General features: G+C 63.1%; 16 protein-coding genes. 11 read left to right on the forward strand and 5 right to left on the reverse strand.

All coding sequences use genetic code 11. From position 1 onward, the window contains the following. Positions 1-27 precede the first annotated feature (27 nt). Complete coding sequence (locus PPGU16_RS05840; protein ID WP_180722085.1) at positions 28-1,440, forward strand: LutB/LldF family L-lactate oxidation iron-sulfur protein; 1,413 nt, start codon at positions 28-30, stop codon at positions 1,438-1,440. Positions 1,441-1,533: 93 nt separating this feature from the next. Here PPGU16_RS05840 and PPGU16_RS05845 read toward each other — a convergent pair whose 3' ends face one another. Next, complete coding sequence (locus PPGU16_RS05845) at positions 1,534-2,064, reverse strand: hypothetical protein (RefSeq protein WP_180722086.1); 531 nt, start codon at positions 2,062-2,064, stop codon at positions 1,534-1,536. Positions 2,065-2,338: 274 nt separating this feature from the next. Here PPGU16_RS05845 and PPGU16_RS05850 point away from each other — a divergent pair, with 274 nt between their 5' ends. From PPGU16_RS05850 to iscX, 10 genes are all read left to right on the forward strand, one after another. Then, positions 2,339-2,566: a hypothetical protein gene (locus PPGU16_RS05850; protein ID WP_180722087.1), complete on the forward strand. Its 228-nt coding sequence runs from the start codon at positions 2,339-2,341 to the stop codon at positions 2,564-2,566. Between the two features lie 106 nt (positions 2,567-2,672). Continuing rightward, positions 2,673-3,200: a low molecular weight protein-tyrosine-phosphatase gene (locus tag PPGU16_RS05855; RefSeq protein WP_180722088.1), complete on the forward strand. Its 528-nt coding sequence runs from the start codon at positions 2,673-2,675 to the stop codon at positions 3,198-3,200. A 110-nt stretch (positions 3,201-3,310) separates the two neighbouring features. After that, positions 3,311-3,835 carry a Fe-S cluster assembly transcriptional regulator IscR gene (iscR, locus tag PPGU16_RS05860; protein ID WP_007586816.1) on the forward strand — a complete coding sequence of 175 codons (525 nt, stop codon included), beginning with the start codon at positions 3,311-3,313 and terminating at the stop codon, positions 3,833-3,835. 67 nt (positions 3,836-3,902) lie between these two features. After that, complete coding sequence (locus tag PPGU16_RS05865) at positions 3,903-5,126, forward strand: IscS subfamily cysteine desulfurase (RefSeq protein ID WP_035990621.1); 1,224 nt, start codon at positions 3,903-3,905, stop codon at positions 5,124-5,126. A gap of 59 nt (positions 5,127-5,185) precedes the next feature. Then, positions 5,186-5,602, forward strand: a complete 417-nt coding sequence (iscU, locus tag PPGU16_RS05870) for a Fe-S cluster assembly scaffold IscU (RefSeq protein ID WP_180722089.1) — start codon at positions 5,186-5,188, stop codon at positions 5,600-5,602. A gap of 140 nt (positions 5,603-5,742) precedes the next feature. Beyond that, positions 5,743-6,066, forward strand: a complete 324-nt coding sequence (gene iscA, locus PPGU16_RS05875) for an iron-sulfur cluster assembly protein IscA (RefSeq protein WP_180722090.1) — start codon at positions 5,743-5,745, stop codon at positions 6,064-6,066. A 111-nt stretch (positions 6,067-6,177) separates the two neighbouring features. Beyond that, entirely contained in the window at positions 6,178-6,705 is a 528-nt protein-coding gene (gene hscB, locus PPGU16_RS05880) for a Fe-S protein assembly co-chaperone HscB (RefSeq protein WP_180722091.1), read from the forward strand. Positions 6,706-6,798: 93 nt separating this feature from the next. Continuing rightward, the gene (gene hscA, locus PPGU16_RS05885) at positions 6,799-8,670 is read left to right on the forward strand and encodes a Fe-S protein assembly chaperone HscA (protein ID WP_180722092.1); all 1,872 of its coding nucleotides are present in this window, start codon (positions 6,799-6,801) and stop codon (positions 8,668-8,670) included. A 177-nt stretch (positions 8,671-8,847) separates the two neighbouring features. Next, the gene (gene fdx, locus PPGU16_RS05890) at positions 8,848-9,189 is read left to right on the forward strand and encodes an ISC system 2Fe-2S type ferredoxin (protein WP_042307073.1); all 342 of its coding nucleotides are present in this window, start codon (positions 8,848-8,850) and stop codon (positions 9,187-9,189) included. A gap of 15 nt (positions 9,190-9,204) precedes the next feature. After that, positions 9,205-9,402, forward strand: coding sequence for a Fe-S cluster assembly protein IscX (iscX, locus tag PPGU16_RS05895; protein ID WP_007586799.1), 198 nt, complete (start codon positions 9,205-9,207; stop codon positions 9,400-9,402). A gap of 109 nt (positions 9,403-9,511) precedes the next feature. Here iscX and PPGU16_RS05900 read toward each other — a convergent pair whose 3' ends face one another. From PPGU16_RS05900 to recJ, 4 genes are all read right to left on the reverse strand, one after another. After that, positions 9,512-10,294, reverse strand: coding sequence for a glycine zipper 2TM domain-containing protein (locus tag PPGU16_RS05900; RefSeq protein WP_180722093.1), 783 nt, complete (start codon positions 10,292-10,294; stop codon positions 9,512-9,514). 365 nt (positions 10,295-10,659) lie between these two features. Then, a complete protein-coding gene (gene lysS / locus PPGU16_RS05905) occupies positions 10,660-12,198 on the reverse strand; it encodes a lysine--tRNA ligase (protein WP_180722094.1) in 1,539 nt (512 codons plus the stop codon). A gap of 102 nt (positions 12,199-12,300) precedes the next feature. Next, positions 12,301-13,405, reverse strand: a protein-coding gene (gene prfB / locus PPGU16_RS05910; protein ID WP_180722095.1) for a peptide chain release factor 2 whose coding sequence is annotated in 2 segments (ribosomal slippage) — positions 12,301-13,323 and positions 13,325-13,405 — 1,104 coding nt in all. Because the reading frame shifts where the segments join, the coding sequence is not laid out codon by codon here. An 899-nt stretch (positions 13,406-14,304) separates the two neighbouring features. Next, positions 14,305-16,011 (reverse strand): single-stranded-DNA-specific exonuclease RecJ, encoded by a 1,707-nt coding sequence (gene recJ, locus PPGU16_RS05915; RefSeq protein ID WP_180722096.1) that lies wholly within the window; start codon positions 16,009-16,011, stop codon positions 14,305-14,307. Positions 16,012-16,023 lie beyond the last annotated feature (12 nt).

Below are 16,023 nucleotides of genomic sequence, written 5' to 3' on the forward strand. Positions count from 1 at the left end.
AACCTGTAACCGATCCCCAAGGCCGCCATGCAAGTTCAAACGATGCAGTTCAAGGCGCGCGCGGGCCAGAAGCTCGCCGACCAGCGCCTTCAGCAGAACCTCACCAAGCTGTCGACGAAATTCGTGTCGGCGCGCGCGTCGGCGATGCTGGCGATCGACTTCCCCGCCACGCGCGCCGCGCTCAAGGAGCGCCGCAACCGCGCGCTGGAGAACCTCGACGTCTGGCTGGAGACCTTCGAGCGCGAGGCGACGCGGCGCGGCGTCACCGTGCTGTTCGCCGAGACGACGCAAGACGCAGCGAAGCTCGTCGCCGATATCGCGCGCAAGCACGATGTGAAGAAGGTGATCAAGACGAAGTCCATGGTGTCCGAGGAAATGCGCCTGAACGAGGTGCTGGGACAGATGGGCGTGCAGTCGATCGAAACCGATCTCGGCGAATACATTCTGCAGATCAACGACAACGAGCCGCCGAGCCACATCATCGCGCCCGTCGTCCACAAGGACAAGGAAGAGATCGCCGACCTGTTCGCGAAGACGCACCAGAAGCCGCGTCTGACGGAAATTCCGGAGATGACGCGCGAGGCCCGCGAGATGCTGCGCCCGCACTTCATGACGGCTGACATGGGCGTGACGGGCGGCAACTTCGTGATCGCGGAGACGGGCTCGGTTGCGCTCGTGACCAACGAAGGCAACGAGGGCATGTGCACGGTGATGCCGCGCGTGCACGTCGCGGTGACGGGCATCGAAAAGGTGCTGCCGACGCTCGAAGATCTCGCGACGGCCATGCGTCTGTTGCCGCGCTCGGCGACGGGGCAGGACGTGTCGAACTATTTCTCCGTGCTGACGGGGCCGCGTCGCGAGGGCGACCAGGACGGGCCGGAGCATATGTACGTGGTGCTCGTCGATGGCGGGCGTACCGGGCTGATCGGCGGCGACTTTCAGGAGATGCTGCGCTGTATCCGCTGCGGCGCGTGCATGAATCACTGCCCGGTGTATCAGAAGGTCGGCGGACACACGTATGGCTGGGTCTATCCGGGGCCGATGGGCTCGGTGCTGACGCCGAGCTATGTCGGCATTGAAAAGGCGCTCGATCTGCCGCAGGCGGCGACGCTATGCGGAGAATGCAACAGCGTATGCCCGGTCGGCATCCCGCTGTCGGATTTGCTGCGCAAGCTGCGCGAGCGGCAAGTGGAGCGGCATCTGCGGCCATGGCAGGAGCGCTATGGGCTCGCCGTCTGGGGCTATCTGGCGATGCATCCGGGGGCGTACCGGCTCCTCACGAAGGTCGCGGTGCGGATTCTCGAGCGGATGGGCGGCAACCGGAAGTCGATTGCAAAGCTGCCGCTAGGCGGTGGCTGGACGAATACCCGCGAGATGCCGGCGCCCGTGGGACGCACGTTCCGCGAGCTCTACGCCGCGAGCAAGACGCATATCGGGTAACGCGGCCCCTTCGGGCGTCGAAATTTAAAGAAAAGAGGCTGCATCGCATGTGCGATGCAGCCTCTTTTTCATTACGCGTCAGCGTGGACTGCTTCAGTGCGGTCTACCGCCCTCGTTGTTCCACGCCTGTCCGCCGCGATTGCCACCTCCGCCACCGCGATTGCCCCCGCCTTGCTGCTGCTGACCTGCGCCCGCCTGCACGGGCGGACGGTTGCCGTGATAGCCGCCGCCCGAGTTGCCGCCAGGATTCTGCGGCGGCGGATTGCCTGCCTGCGGCGGCTGACCACGCGGCGGGCCGCCATTGTTGTTGCCATGGCCGTTCCCGTTCCAGTTGCCGCGGTCGCCGCGATTGTAATTTCCGTGGTCGTAGCCCCGACCGCCCCAATAGCCGCGGTCGTAGTTAGAGCCCGAGTACCCGCCCCCGCCGAAGCCAAGGAACAGGCTCGATTGCACGGGCGGTTCGGCGTATCCGTAAGCGGGTGCCCCGTAGCCGTCGTAATAGCCGTTGTCGTAGCCGTAGCCCGCTGGCGGGCCACCGTACGGATACGCAGCACATCCGCCGAGCGCGGCGACCGCGCAGAGTGCAACGACAGCAGGAGCGAAAGAAGGAATAAGACGTTTCATTTGAGTGTTAAGACAAGCGAGAGGTGCGTGTCTATCCATGTAGCTAGTTGTACCGCCTGCTGAGTATTACCTGTGTGTGCTTTTGTAAGGATATCTTTCGGCGACCGAAAGACTGTCGTCGGCACTTCGCAAATCCGCATCGCGATTCGACTGTTCATCGGGGCGCAACGCAGTGTTCCGTTGGGGCGGGTTTATCCGGATTGCGTCCTCCGCTACCATTTCGACTGGGCAAAGTGCGTCTGTGCACTTCGGCCCGCTTAAAGAGAACGACATCATGAAAAAGAAAATATCGGTGTATTGGCCATTAGCCATCGTTGTGCCGCTTGCGGCTGTTGCTTACCTGCATCTATATAACGGCGCGGCGACGCAGTCCCCGCTGGCTGCCGAGCGTGTATCGGCGGAACTGGCTCGTACTGTTTCGTATGGATTTGTCGGCGGCGAGGCTGCGATGCCGGCCGACGTGCTGCCCGCAACGGCGCGCATGTCCGCGCAGCCGATGTAATCGGCATGGCTGCCGGCGCGCCGCCGGCGTGATTTTGCATGGCTTTGTATAATCGCGGCACTGTTTCACCACATATGACATTCGCGGCTGAGCCGCTCAGCCATTGATGAAAACCGTCGCCATCTGCTTCGTGTGCCTTGGGAACATTTGCCGTTCCCCGACTGCGGAGGGCGTCATGCGGCATCTGCTGGCCGACGCGAAGCTCGCGGATCGCGTGATCGTGGATTCTGCGGGCACGGGCGACTGGCATATCGGCGAAGCGCCGGACGAACGCGCGCAGCGCGCCGCAAAAAATCGCGGTTACGATTTGTCGATATTTCGCGGCCGTCAGATCACCGCGACTGACTTCGAACGCTTCGATCTGATCATTGCGATGGACGACAAAAACGTCGCCGCGCTCAGACAGATCTGTCCGCCTGCACAGCGCGACAAGATTCGTCTGTTGATGGAATTTGCGACGGACGCGGACGCGCCGGTCGCAAGCGGCGCGGAAAAACGCGCGCCAGGTTTCGATGCACGCGAGGTCGTCGATCCGTACTTCGGCGACGGCGAGGGCTTCGAAATCGTGCTGGACCAGTGTGAAGCCGCCTGTCGTGGATTGATCGCGGCGCTGCGGCCCCAATTGACCCCGTAGACAAGTTTTTCGTTAAGTAAATGACCCAAATCGAGATAGGGATACTTGACTAAATCCGTCATGTATTTATACTTGACCAAACTTGTCGAGAATTGCGGTTCCCACCACATATGAGACTCACCACGAAAGGCCGTTTCGCCGTCACGGCGATGATCGACCTGGCATTGCGCCAGGAGCAGGGCCCGGTGACGCTTGCGGGTATCAGCCAGCGCCAACATATCTCCCTGTCCTACCTCGAGCAGCTGTTTGGCAAGCTGCGCCGTCACGAGATCGTCGAATCCGTGCGCGGGCCGGGCGGCGGCTACAACCTCGCGCGCCGCGCGGAGGATGTGACGGTCGCGGACATCATCATCGCCGTCGACGAACCGCTCGATGCCACCCAATGCGGCGGCAAGGGTTCGTGCGAAGGCACGAAGCATCACGACGGCCATTGCATGACGCATGAGCTGTGGTCGACGCTGAACCAGAAGATGGTCGAGTATCTCGACTCCGTTTCCCTGAAAGACCTGGTCGACCAGCAGCGCTCGCGCGAAGGCTCGACGGCGGTGCTGCGCGACCGGCGGACGGAAGCGCCTGCCGTGGAACCGCGCGCGGTGCCGAAAGGGCCGAATTCCGTTTTCAACATGGCCGGCTGACAGAGCGCGCAAAGACGCGAACGCCAGAACCATGAAGCCATAAGCACTGATGTCCCCGGAGCGATTGATGAACAACGACATTCCCCACCTGCCCATTTACATGGACTACAGCGCGACGACACCCGTCGATCCGCGCGTGGTGGACAAGATGATTCCGTACCTGCGCGAGCAGTTCGGTAACCCGGCATCGCGCAGCCACGCATACGGCTGGGACGCGGAACGTGCCGTCGAGGAAGCGCGCGAGAACGTCGCGGCGCTCGTCAACGCCGACCCGCGCGAAATCATCTGGACGTCTGGCGCGACGGAATCGGACAACCTCGCGATCAAGGGTGCTGCGCACTTCTACAAGGGCAAGGGCAAGCACATCATCACCGTGAAGACCGAGCACAAGGCCGTGCTCGACACCACGCGTGAACTGGAGCGCGAAGGCTACGAAGTCACGTATCTGGACGTGAAGGACGACGGCCTGATCGACCTCGACGTGTTCAAGGCCGCGCTGCGCCCGGACACGATCCTGGTTTCGGTGATGCACGTGAACAACGAGATCGGCGTCGTCCAGGACATCGAGACGATCGGCGAAATCTGCCGCGAGAAGGGCATCATTTTCCACGTCGACGCTGCACAGGCTACTGGCAAGGTCGAAATCGATCTGCAGAAGCTGAAGGTCGACCTGATGTCGTTCTCGGCGCACAAGACGTATGGCCCGAAGGGCATCGGCGCGCTGTACGTGCGCCGCAAGCCGCGCGTGCGCATCGAAGCGCAGATGCACGGCGGCGGTCACGAGCGCGGCATGCGTTCGGGCACGCTGGCGACGCACCAGATCGTCGGCATGGGCGAAGCGTTCCGTATCGCGCGTGAAGAAATGGCGACGGAAAACGAACGCATCCGCATGCTGCGCGACAAGCTGCTGCGCGGCCTGCAAGAGATCGAAGAAACGTATGTGAATGGCGACATGGAAAAGCGTGTCCCGCACAACCTGAACATCAGCTTCAACTTCGTCGAAGGCGAATCGCTGATCATGGCGGTGAAGGACGTGGCCGTGTCGTCGGGCTCGGCTTGCACGTCGGCTTCGCTGGAGCCGTCGTACGTGCTGCGCGCGCTCGGCCGCAACGACGAGCTGGCACACAGCTCGATCCGCTTCACGGTCGGCCGCTTTACGACGGAGCAGGACGTCGATTACGTCATCAACCTGCTGAAGAGCAAGATTGCGAAACTGCGCGATCTGTCGCCGCTGTGGGAAATGCACAAGGACGGCATCGATCTGTCGACGATTCAATGGGCCGCGCACTGAGCGCGCTTTGAATCACTCGATAAACGCACGCAGGTTGAATCGAATCAAGGAGTCACAAAATGGCATATAGCGACAAGGTTCTGGATCACTACGAAAACCCGCGCAACGTTGGTTCCTTCTCGAAGGACGACGACGCGGTCGGCACCGGCATGGTCGGCGCGCCCGCTTGCGGCGACGTGATGAAGCTGCAGATTCGCGTTGGCGCGGACGGCGTGATCGAAGACGCGAAGTTCAAGACGTACGGCTGCGGTTCGGCCATCGCGTCGAGCTCGCTCGTGACGGAATGGGTGAAGGGCAAGACGCTGGATCAGGCGCTCACCATCAAGAATACGCAGATCGCCGAAGAACTGGCGCTGCCGCCCGTGAAGATCCACTGTTCGATCCTCGCGGAAGACGCGATCAAGGCAGCCGTTGCCGACTACAAGCAGCGTCACGGCGAAACGGCTGACGCAGCGAAGGCTGAGCAATCGGCTTAACACGCGCGGTTGAGTGCGTTTGAGTGGCACGGTGACGCGTCGGTACTCGCTATCGACGCTCGCCGGAACGATTTGAGAGGCAGGCAGGGTCGCGACACGCGTCGTGAGGAACGACGGCGTGCCGCACAATGAGAAACGCTATGGCAATTACGTTGACCGAAAAGGCAGCACAACACGTGCAGAAATATCTGGTCCGGCGCGGCAAGGGCGTCGGGTTGCGGCTCGGTGTGCGCACGACGGGTTGCTCGGGCCTCGCGTATAAGCTCGAGTACGTCGATGAACTCGCGCCCGAAGACGAAGTGTTCGAATGCAAGGGCGTGAAGATCGTAGTGGACCCGAAGAGCCTCGCTTATATCGACGGCACGGAACTCGACTTCGCGCGCGAAGGGTTGAACGAAGGCTTCAGGTTCAACAACCCGAATGTGAAGGACGAATGCGGCTGCGGCGAATCGTTCCGCGTGTAAGCGCGCGAGTCATGCTGAAAAGGCGGCCTGTGCCGCCTTTTTCAATTTAGCCGCGCACCTGGCGCGCGCTTCGGCGCTGCACTGCGCGCATTGCATGGACAAAGTAACCTGATGGCCTCGCTGAACGACAGTCACTTCGAACTCTTCAATCTGCCCGAGCAATTCGCGCTGGATGCATCCGCGTTGGATCACGCGTATCGCACGGTGCAGGCGCAGGTGCATCCGGACCGTTTCGCCGCTGCTGGCGACGCGCAAAAGCGTATCGCGATGCAATGGGCCACGCGCACGAACGAGGCGTACCAGACGCTGCGCGATCCACTCATGCGCGCGCGCTATCTGCTGACACTGCGCGGCATCGATGTCGGCGCGGAGAACAACACGGCGATGGAGCCGGCGTTCCTGATGCAGCAGATGGAATGGCGCGAGAGCATCGAGGACGCGTCGGCGGCGAAGAACGTCGATGCGCTCGATTCACTGCTCGCCGAACTGCGCGACGAAGAAAAGGTGCGGTTCACGAAGCTGGCTGCGTTGCTCGACAGCGGCTCGAATCAGGCAGCAGGCGAGGCCGTGCGGCAATTGATGTTCATCGAGCGCGTGGCCGCGGAAATCGGCACGCAGATCGAGCGGCTCGACGTCTGACGCGCTCCGGCGCTAACGGACGAGCCAGCCCAATCATCACGCGAACAAACACGATCAGGACCGGGGCGAAGCAAGCCCCGAAGAAGATTCCAGATGGCTTTACTGCAAATTTCTGAACCCGGCATGGCGCCCGCGCCGCATCAGCGGCGTCTCGCGGTCGGCATTGATCTCGGCACCACCAACTCTCTCGTCGCGGCGGTGCGCAGCGGCGTGCCCGACGTATTGCCCGACGACGAAGGCCACTATCTGCTGCCGTCCGTCGTGCGGTATCTGGAGAAGGGCGGCCGCCGCATCGGCCGCCTGGCGAAGGCGGAAGCCGCCACCGATCCGCGTAACACGATTGTCTCCGTCAAGCGTTTCATGGGGCGCGGCAAGAGCGAAGTCGAGCACGCGGAAAACGCGCCGTACGATTTCGTCGACGCTCCGGGCATGGTGCAAATCCGCACCATCGACGGCGTAAAGAGTCCCGTCGAAGTGTCCGCGGAAATTCTCGCGACGCTGCGCTATCGCGCGGAAGATACGCTCGGCGACGAACTGGTCGGCGCGGTCATCACGGTGCCCGCATATTTCGACGAAGCGCAGCGCCAGGCAACCAAAGATGCCGCGCGCCTTGCCGGCCTGAACGTGCTGCGTCTGTTGAACGAACCGACGGCTGCCGCGATTGCGTACGGTCTCGATAACGGCTCGGAAGGGTTGTACGCGGTATACGACCTCGGCGGCGGCACGTTCGACCTGTCGGTTCTGAAGCTCACGAAGGGCGTCTTCGAAGTACTCGCGGCGGGCGGCGATTCGGCCCTCGGCGGCGACGACTTCGACCACGCGCTGTATCGCCATGTGTTGGAGAAGGCGAACGTTCCCGCCCAGTCGCTGACGCCGGAAGACGTGCGTCTGCTGCTCGACACGGTGCGCGTCACGAAGGAAGCGCTGTCGTCGGCACCGAGCGCTTCGGTGCAGGCGACACTCGCAAGCGGCGCGAAGATCGACGTCACCGTCGACGAGACGGAATTCGAAACGATCACGCAGGCGCTCGTGCAGCGCACGCTCGGCCCGACGAAAAAGGCGCTGCGCGACGCGAAGCTGACGGCCGCCGACATCAACGGCGTCGTGCTGGTCGGCGGCGCGACGCGCATGCCGGTGATCCGTCGTGCCGTCGAAAACTTCTTCGGCCAGCCGCCGCTGACCAATCTCGACCCGGATCAGGTCGTTGCGCTTGGCGCAGCGATCCAGGCCGATCTGCTCGCAGGCAACCGCGGCGCCGACGGCGACGACTGGCTGCTGCTCGACGTGATTCCGCTGTCGCTCGGCGTCGAAACGATGGGCGGTCTCGCCGAGAAGATCATCCCGCGCAACTCGACTATTCCCGTCGCGCGCGCGCAGGAATTCACGACGTTCAAGGACGGCCAGACGGCGATGGCGATTCACGTCGTCCAGGGCGAGCGCGAACTCGTGTCGGATTGCCGTTCGCTCGCGCGTTTCGAACTGCGCGGCATTCCGCCGATGGCGGCGGGCGCAGCGCGCATCCGCGTCACCTATCAGGTCGACGCGGACGGTCTGCTGTCCGTGTTTGCGCGCGAGCAGCATTCGGGCGTGGAGGCATCGGTGGTCGTGAAACCGTCATACGGCCTTGCCGACGACGACGTCGCGCGCATGCTGGAAGACAGCTTCAAGACGGCGGAAGTCGACATGCGCGCGCGGGCGTTGCGCGAGGCGCAGGTCGAAGCGCAGCGGCTGATCGAAGCGACGGAAGCCGCGCTCGCGGCCGACGGCGAACTGCTCGACGCCGACGAGCGCACCGCGCTCGAAGGTCTCGTCGCCGCGCTGCGCGCGATCGCGCCGGGCGACGATACCGACGCGATCGAAACGGCAACCAAGACGCTCGCCGAAGGCACCGACGAATTCGCCGCGCGCCGGATGGACAAGAGCATTCGCCGCGCGCTCGCGGGCCGCAAGCTCGACGAGATCTGACGCCGCGCCGGTCTCAAATCAGCGCAGTCGACGCAAAAGAAGGTGATGCCGTGGATCAATGATTCGCGCGTCGCCGCTGAATCACGCGGCGCGTGCCAAAAACGGCCGCGCCACCAGTAAAATGGTACGGTGCCTGAAGGGCGGCGTCCGTGCCTCACAGACCAGAACGGAATTTGTATGCCTCAAATCGTTGTGCTGCCTCACGTCGAACTGTGTCCGGACGGCGCGGTCATCGACGCCGTGCCGGGTAAGAGCATTTGCGACAATCTGCTCGAACACGGCATCGAAATCGAGCACGCATGCGAGAAGTCTTGCGCGTGCACGACCTGTCACGTGATCGTGCGTGAGGGTTTCAACGCGTTGACGCCGTCGGAAGAAGACGAGGACGATCTGCTCGACAAGGCATGGGGTCTCGAACGCGAATCGCGGTTGTCGTGCCAGGCGCTCATGCCTGAAGGCGACGATCTCGTGGTCGAGATTCCGCGTTATTCGATCAACCACGCGAAGGAAAATCACTAACAGGAGCGAGCAGCCATGAAGTGGACCGACACGCAAGATATCGCGATGGCCTTGACCGACAAGCACCCGGAGATCGATCCGCAACAGGTGCGCTTCACTGATCTTCACCGCTGGGTGATGGAACTGGACGGCTTCGACGACGATCCGAACCGCTCGAACGAAAAGATCCTCGAAGCCATTCAGGCTGCATGGATCGAAGACGCGGATTACTGAGCGCGGCGCGTACCGCAGCGATTCAGGACGCAACACATGCAAAGGCGACTTCCGTGGAAGTCGCCTTTTTAATGCCCGAAGCATTGCGGGCGAGGGCGCCCGCTCAAGATCAGCCTGCGACGAGCGTCCCGTTCTCCACCCGCACGCGCTGGCCTTGCTGGAACGGCGGCGCTTCGTGATACGTGAAGTAGCGCGTCTTGCCGTTTTCCATGTGAACGCGCACCGAGTAGCTGGTCGAACTGCGCAGATGCTTTTCGACCGAGTTACCTGCGAGGCCGCCGCCAAGCGCGCCGAGTAGCGTCATCGCCGTGCGGCCTCCGCCGCTGCCGAACTGGTTGCCGACGACACCGCCCGCCACCGCGCCGCCCACGGCGCCAATCCCGGTTCCGTGGCCTTCCTGGCGTACAGCCGAGATGGCTTCAACCGTGCCGCACGTCGAACAGTAGGCGGGCCGCGCGGGCGCCTGTTGCGCGTATTGAGGCTGTTGCGCATATTGCGGGGCCGGCGCGGGTGCTTGCGGCGCCTGTTGCGCGGCCAGTTGCTGTGCTTGCTGAGCCTGCGCCTGTTGCTGTTGTGCCCGTTGTGCCCGTTGTGCCTCGGCCTGCTGCTGGGCCGCTTGCTGTTCAGCTTGCTGTTGCTGCGCAGCCTGCTGTTGCGCTGCTGCCTGCTGCTGCGCGCTCAGAGCAGCCGGTTGCGCCGTATCGACGACGGGCTGCTGTTGCTGCGCGACGGCCGCCGATTGCACCTGGTCGCTTTGCGCGCCGTTGCTCGATGCCTTCGGGAACAGTCCCGTCACGGCTGCCGTCGCCGCCAGACTGGCGATGATGACAGCGCCTGCCGCCACGGCAACGAGGGGATGAAGGCGGCGTGGTGAATTGTTCGGATTATCCATGGTTGTAGGCCTCCAACTACGCAGATTGGACCTGTAAAGCAACTCGTAAGTCACAGCGGCAAGCCGTGCGACGGTAACCGGTATTAACCGGTATAAGTGTCGGACACCCGGCTTCCGCCAGGGTTTCATTTTGTAACCAGTGGCGAATGCAACACTCAGTTCCACCGTACGCAAAAAGTGCGCCGATCGGCGGAAGCCCGTGTCACGCCTGACATTCGGCCCGTGGGCAGAACAGTGGGAGATATCGGGAGCGCGCAGTTTTTACCGGTAGTTACAACCGATTCTGCACGTAGAGGGAAACCGAGGAGGGGGCCGCGCATGAAGCAATCGCAATCATGCGCGGCGGGCGTCGCGGAGCGTGGAGATCAGTCTTCGCGGCGCAGATGCGGGAACAGGATGACGTCGCGGATGCTCGGGCTGTCGGTGAGCAGCATCACCAGACGGTCGATGCCGATGCCGCAGCCACCCGCGGGCGGCATGCCGTACTCGAGCGCGCGGATGTAGTCGGCGTCGTAGTACATCGCTTCTTCGTCACCGGCGTCCTTCTGGTCGACCTGCTTCTTGAAGCGCGCCGCCTGGTCTTCCGGATCGTTCAGTTCCGAGAAACCGTTGGCGATTTCGCGGCCCGTGATGAACAGTTCGAAACGCTCGGTGATGCCGTCCACGCTATCCGATGCGCGCGCGAGCGGCGACACTTCGACCGGGTAGTCGATGATGAAGGTCGGCTCCCACAACTGCGATTCCGCCGTTTCCTCGAAGAGCGCCAGTTGCAGCGCGCCGATGCCCGCGTTCAGGAATTGCGGCTGCGTCGCGTCGACGCCGAACTTCTTCAGTTCCGTGCGCAGGAACGCGCCGTCCGCCAGTTGCGCGTCCGTGTACTGCGGCGCGTATTTCTGGATTGCCTGCGTGATCGTCAGGCGATGGAACGGCTTCGACAGATCCAGTTCGCGGCCCTGATACGTGATCGTCGCGTTGCCGAGGGCATCGACGGCGGCCTGACGGATCAGTTGCTCGGTGAAGTCCATCAGCCACTTGTAGTCGGTGTACGCGGCGTAGAACTCCATCATCGTGAATTCCGGATTGTGACGCGGCGACACGCCCTCGTTACGGAAATTCCGGTTGATCTCGAACACGCGCTCGAAGCCGCCGACCACGAGGCGCTTCAGGTACAGCTCAGGCGCGATACGCAGGAACATCTGCATGTCCAGCGCGTTGTGATGCGTGACGAACGGCTTGGCCGCCGCGCCGCCGGGAATCGGGTGCAGCATCGGCGTTTCGACTTCCATGAAGTCGGCGTCGGCCATGAACTTGCGGATCGACGACACGGCCTTGGTGCGCGCGACGAAGGTCTTGCGCGCTTCGTCCGTGACGATCAGATCGACATAGCGCTGGCGATAACGCATTTCCTGGTCGGCGAGACCGTGGAATTTGTCGGGCAGCGGACGCAGCGCCTTCGACAGCAGCCGCAGTTCCGTACAGCGCACGGAGAGCTCGCCCTTGTTCGTGCGGAACAGCACGCCTTTGGCCGCGACGATGTCGCCGAGGTCCCACTTCTTGAAGGCTTCGTACGTCGCTTCGCCGACGTCGGCGGGCGTGATGAAGAACTGGATCTGGCCCGAGCCGTCGCGCACCGTCGCGAAGCTGGCCTTGCCCATTACGCGCTTGAGCATCATGCGGCCGGCCAGCGCGACCTGCAGCGCTTTCGCTTCGAGCGCGTCCTTGTCGGCGTCCGCGTAGTCGGACTGGAGATCGGCCGCGTGGTGGGTCGGGCGGAAGTCGTTCGGGTAGGCGACGCCTTGTTCACGCAGTGCGCGCAGCTTTTCGCGGCGCTCGGCGATGATCTGGTTGTCGTCCACCTCGGCTACATACGGCTGGGCCGTGACAGGCTGAGTCGGTTCGGTCATGGTGATGATGGTCAGTATCCGATGCCTCGTGCGCGCTTTCGACTGTGACGCACAGGCGGTGAAAAAAATGCGGCGCGGCCACGCGTGCCGCGCCGGATGCGCTTAGATGCCTTGCTTCAGGCTCGCGCTGATGAACGGATCGAGATCGCCGTCGAGCACGCTCTTCGTGTTGCTGATTTCGACGTTGGTGCGCAGATCCTTGATACGGCTGTTGTCGAGCACGTACGAGCGGATCTGGTGGCCCCAGCCCACGTCCGATTTGCCCGCTTCGAGCTTGTCCTGTTCCGACTGGCGCTTGCGCATTTCGGCTTCGTACAGACGCGATTTCAGCATTGCCATCGCTTCGGCGCGGTTACGGTGCTGCGAGCGGTCATTCTGACACTGCACGACGATACCCGACGGGACGTGCGTGATACGCACGGCGGAGTCGGTCTTGTTGATGTGCTGACCGCCCGCGCCCGAAGCACGGTAGGTATCGATGCGCAGATCGGCCGGATTGACTTCGATCTCGAACGACTCATCGATCTCCGGGTACACGAACACCGACGAGAACGACGTGTGACGGCCGCCCGACGAATCGAACGGCGACTTGCGCACGAGGCGGTGAATGCCTGTTTCGGTGCGCAGGAAGCCGTAGGCGTATTCGCCTTCGACCTTGATCGTGGCGCTCTTGATGCCCGCGACATCGCCTTCCGATTCTTCGAGCACTTCCGTCTTGAAGCCTTTGCGTTCGCAGTAGCGCAGGTACTGGCGCAGCAGCATCGATGCCCAGTCGCAGGCTTCCGTGCCGCCGGCACCTGCCTGGATGTCGATGAACGCGTTGTTCGGGTCGGCCGGGTTCGAGAACATCCGGCGGAATTCCATGTCGGCGACGCGCGCTTCGAGTTTCGCGGCATCTTCTTCGACCGCGACGAGCGTGTCTTCGTCGCCTTCTTCGCGCGCCATGTCGAACAGGTCTTTCGTGTCGCGCAGGTCGTTATCGAGCGAGCTCAGCACGTCGACGACGCCTTCGAGCAGCTTCTTTTCCTTGCCGAGCGCCTGGGCGTGCTTCGAGTCGTTCCAGACGTTCGGGTCTTCGAGTTCCTTGTTGACTTCGATCAGTCGTACCGACTTTGCATCGTAGTCAAAGATACCCCCGGAGCTCGCCTGCGCGTGTGCGCAGGTCCGCGAGGGAGGAGTCGATTGAGTTGAGGCGTTCCGCTTCCATGTCGATCCAGTGTCAAATAAATGGGGGTTTTTTTGTCTGCGACGCTGTTGGGGTTGGGGTTGGGGTTGGGGTTGGGTTTGGTTCGCGTTGCGGTGGTTTGCTTTGCGTTTGCGGTGGCATCCGCGTTACGTTAGCTCGCTTCAGGCGTCGCCCCTGTGCGGGGCGGCACCTACTTTTCTTTGCCGCCGCAAAGAAAAGTAGGCAAAAGAAAGCGGCTCACACCGCCAATCCTTGTTCCTGCCTGAGGGCCCCCACAGGGTTTTACGCTTCACACGGCAACCACGTGACACATGCCCGTTGCCAGCGCTCCGAAGGAGCGCCTCACCCACTTCACGCACCGACATTCCAGCTCGCCGCGCCAGATAGCCCACCGCCGCCCAGGTGGCAAACTGTGTGTAGGTTGTCGCACCGCATGGGTTAGCGTTCTTACCAGAACACCATCCTTGCTTTTTAGTCTGGAGTGGCGCGCGTATTGCGCGAAAGCCTACACACAGTTTGCCACCTGGGCCGCGCCAACCGTTCGCTGCCGCTGACCCGTGTATGGGAGTGCGAAGCGGGTGAGGCGCTCATTCGGAGCGTTGGCAACGCGCGCCAGCAGAGACGTTGCCGTGTGAAGCATAAGACCGGTTGGGGTCCCTCAGGCAGACACACGAGCTGGCGGTGTGAGCCGCTTTCTTTTGCCTACTTTTCTTTGCGGCGGCAAAGAAAAGTAGGTGCCGCCCCGCACAGGGGCAACGCCTGAAGCACGTAGGCAAATCGCGGATGCCAGTTCAAGCGCAAAAGACGAACGCCAGCAAAAAACCAAACCAAAACCAAACCGAAAAAAGGCCAACCGCACCCCTTCCCGCCAAAAACCAAAATTATAGCGGATCACAGCGCCAGGGCTGGGCGCACCCAGCCTACAGCACGGCATGCTCGACGATCAGTTGCACGCGTGCAACGCCATTCCACGTATCCGCCGACAGCCGATAGGCGACAGTCGTCCTCGCCGGCAACGGCTCCGTGTGATTGAACCAGATCGCACTGAACCGCTGGCGCCCGCGCATCAGTTGCAGCTTCAGATGCTTATCCTTCACCAGCGCCTGCGACATCACATCGAATTCACCCGAGAAAACCGGCGCCGGAAACCCCTGTCCCCAGACCGCCGCATCGATCATCTCGACGAATTGCGGCGTGAAATACGCATCTTCAAGATCGCCATCCGTCTCGACCGTGCGCGCCAGTACATCCTGCGTCAGCCACTCGCGCCCAACCCGCTCGAACGCCGCCGTGAAGCGCGGCACGTCGGCCGTGGCGATCGTCAGGCCCGCCGCCATCGCGTGGCCGCCGAATTTGGCGATCAGCCCCGGCTCGCGCTTCGACACGAGATCGAGCGCATCGCGCAGATGGAAGCCAGGAATCGAGCGGCCCGAGCCCTTGACGGTGGCGCCGCCGACGTCGGCCAGCGCGAACGTGAACGACGGCCGGTGGAATTTCTCCTTCAGCCGGCCGGCCACGATCCCGATCACGCCCTGATGCCAGCTCGGGTTGAACAGCGTGATCGTCGTCGAGCCGGCGGGATCGACGGTCGACAGGTCGTCGAGCGCCTGCTGTTGCATGCCCGCTTCGATTTCGCGCCGCTCGCGGTTCATCGTGTCGAGCTGCTGCGCCAGTTCCCAAGCACGTCCGACGTCGTCCGTCGTCAGGCAGTCGATGCCCAGCGACATGTCCGACAGCCGTCCCGCCGCATTCAGGCGCGGCCCGAGCGCGAAGCCCAGATCGAAGCCCGACGCACTGCGCGCATCGCGCCCCGCGGCGCGGAACAGCGCGGCGATGCCCGGCTGCATGCGGCCGTTGCGGATGCGCTGCAAGCCCTGCGCGACCAGCACGCGGTTGTTGCCGTCGAGCTTCACGACATCGGCGACCGTGCCGAGCGCGACCAGATCGAGCAGTCCGTCCAGACGCGGCTCCGGACGCGCTTCGCCGAATGCGCCACGGCGGCGCAGTTCGGCGCGCAACGCCAGCAGCACATAAAACATCACGCCGACGCCCGCGATGCACTTGCTCGGGAACGTGCAGCCCGGCTGGTTCGGATTGACGATCGCGCGCGCGGCGGGCAGTTCGTCGCCGGGCAAATGGTGATCGGTGACGAGCACGTCGATGCCGAGTGCATTCGCCGCTTCGACGCCGTCGACGCTGGCGATGCCGTTATCGACGGTAATCAGCAGCTCGGGCTTGCCGCCGGGTCGCTGCGCGGCGAGCGCGACGATTTCCGGCGTGAGGCCGTAGCCGTACTCGAAGCGGTTCGGCACGAGATAGTCGATCTGCGCGCCGAACATCCGCAAACCGCGCACGGCGACCGCGCAAGCCGTCGCGCCGTCGCAGTCGTAGTCCGCGACGACCAGCATGCGGCGGCCGCCTTCGATGGCATCGGCAAGCAGCGTCGCGGCCGCGTCGCAGCCTTTGAGCGACGCGGGCGGGGTCAGCCGCGCAAGGCCGGTTTCGAGTTCATCGGGCAGGCACACGCCGCGCGATGCGTAGAGCCGCGCGAGCACAGGATGCAGGCCGTGGCGGATCAGCGCTTCGGCGTCGGCGGGAGAGCAGGGGCGCGTAACGATTCGAGTCATGCGGCAAAACCA

It is taken from the genome of Paraburkholderia largidicola (assembly GCF_013426895.1).
Taxonomy (GTDB): domain Bacteria; phylum Pseudomonadota; class Gammaproteobacteria; order Burkholderiales; family Burkholderiaceae; genus Paraburkholderia; species Paraburkholderia largidicola.

Bases quoted from the DNA above. Each gene is read 5' to 3' on its own strand.
- PPGU16_RS05840 (WP_180722085.1), top strand. From the start codon at position 28: ATGCAAGTTCAAACGATGCAGTTCAAGGCGCGCGCGGGCCAGAAGCTC.
- PPGU16_RS05845 (WP_180722086.1), bottom strand. From the start codon at position 2,064: ATGAAACGTCTTATTCCTTCTTTCGCTCCTGCTGTCGTTGCACTCTGC.
- PPGU16_RS05850 (WP_180722087.1), top strand. From the start codon at position 2,339: ATGAAAAAGAAAATATCGGTGTATTGGCCATTAGCCATCGTTGTGCCG.
- PPGU16_RS05855 (WP_180722088.1), top strand. From the start codon at position 2,673: ATGAAAACCGTCGCCATCTGCTTCGTGTGCCTTGGGAACATTTGCCGT.
- iscR (WP_007586816.1), top strand. From the start codon at position 3,311: ATGAGACTCACCACGAAAGGCCGTTTCGCCGTCACGGCGATGATCGAC.
- PPGU16_RS05865 (WP_035990621.1), top strand. From the start codon at position 3,903: ATGAACAACGACATTCCCCACCTGCCCATTTACATGGACTACAGCGCG.
- iscU (WP_180722089.1), top strand. From the start codon at position 5,186: ATGGCATATAGCGACAAGGTTCTGGATCACTACGAAAACCCGCGCAAC.
- iscA (WP_180722090.1), top strand. From the start codon at position 5,743: ATGGCAATTACGTTGACCGAAAAGGCAGCACAACACGTGCAGAAATAT.
- hscB (WP_180722091.1), top strand. From the start codon at position 6,178: ATGGCCTCGCTGAACGACAGTCACTTCGAACTCTTCAATCTGCCCGAG.
- hscA (WP_180722092.1), top strand. From the start codon at position 6,799: ATGGCTTTACTGCAAATTTCTGAACCCGGCATGGCGCCCGCGCCGCAT.
- fdx (WP_042307073.1), top strand. From the start codon at position 8,848: ATGCCTCAAATCGTTGTGCTGCCTCACGTCGAACTGTGTCCGGACGGC.
- iscX (WP_007586799.1), top strand. From the start codon at position 9,205: ATGAAGTGGACCGACACGCAAGATATCGCGATGGCCTTGACCGACAAG.
- PPGU16_RS05900 (WP_180722093.1), bottom strand. From the start codon at position 10,294: ATGGATAATCCGAACAATTCACCACGCCGCCTTCATCCCCTCGTTGCC.
- lysS (WP_180722094.1), bottom strand. From the start codon at position 12,198: ATGACCGAACCGACTCAGCCTGTCACGGCCCAGCCGTATGTAGCCGAG.
- recJ (WP_180722096.1), bottom strand. From the start codon at position 16,011: ATGACTCGAATCGTTACGCGCCCCTGCTCTCCCGCCGACGCCGAAGCG.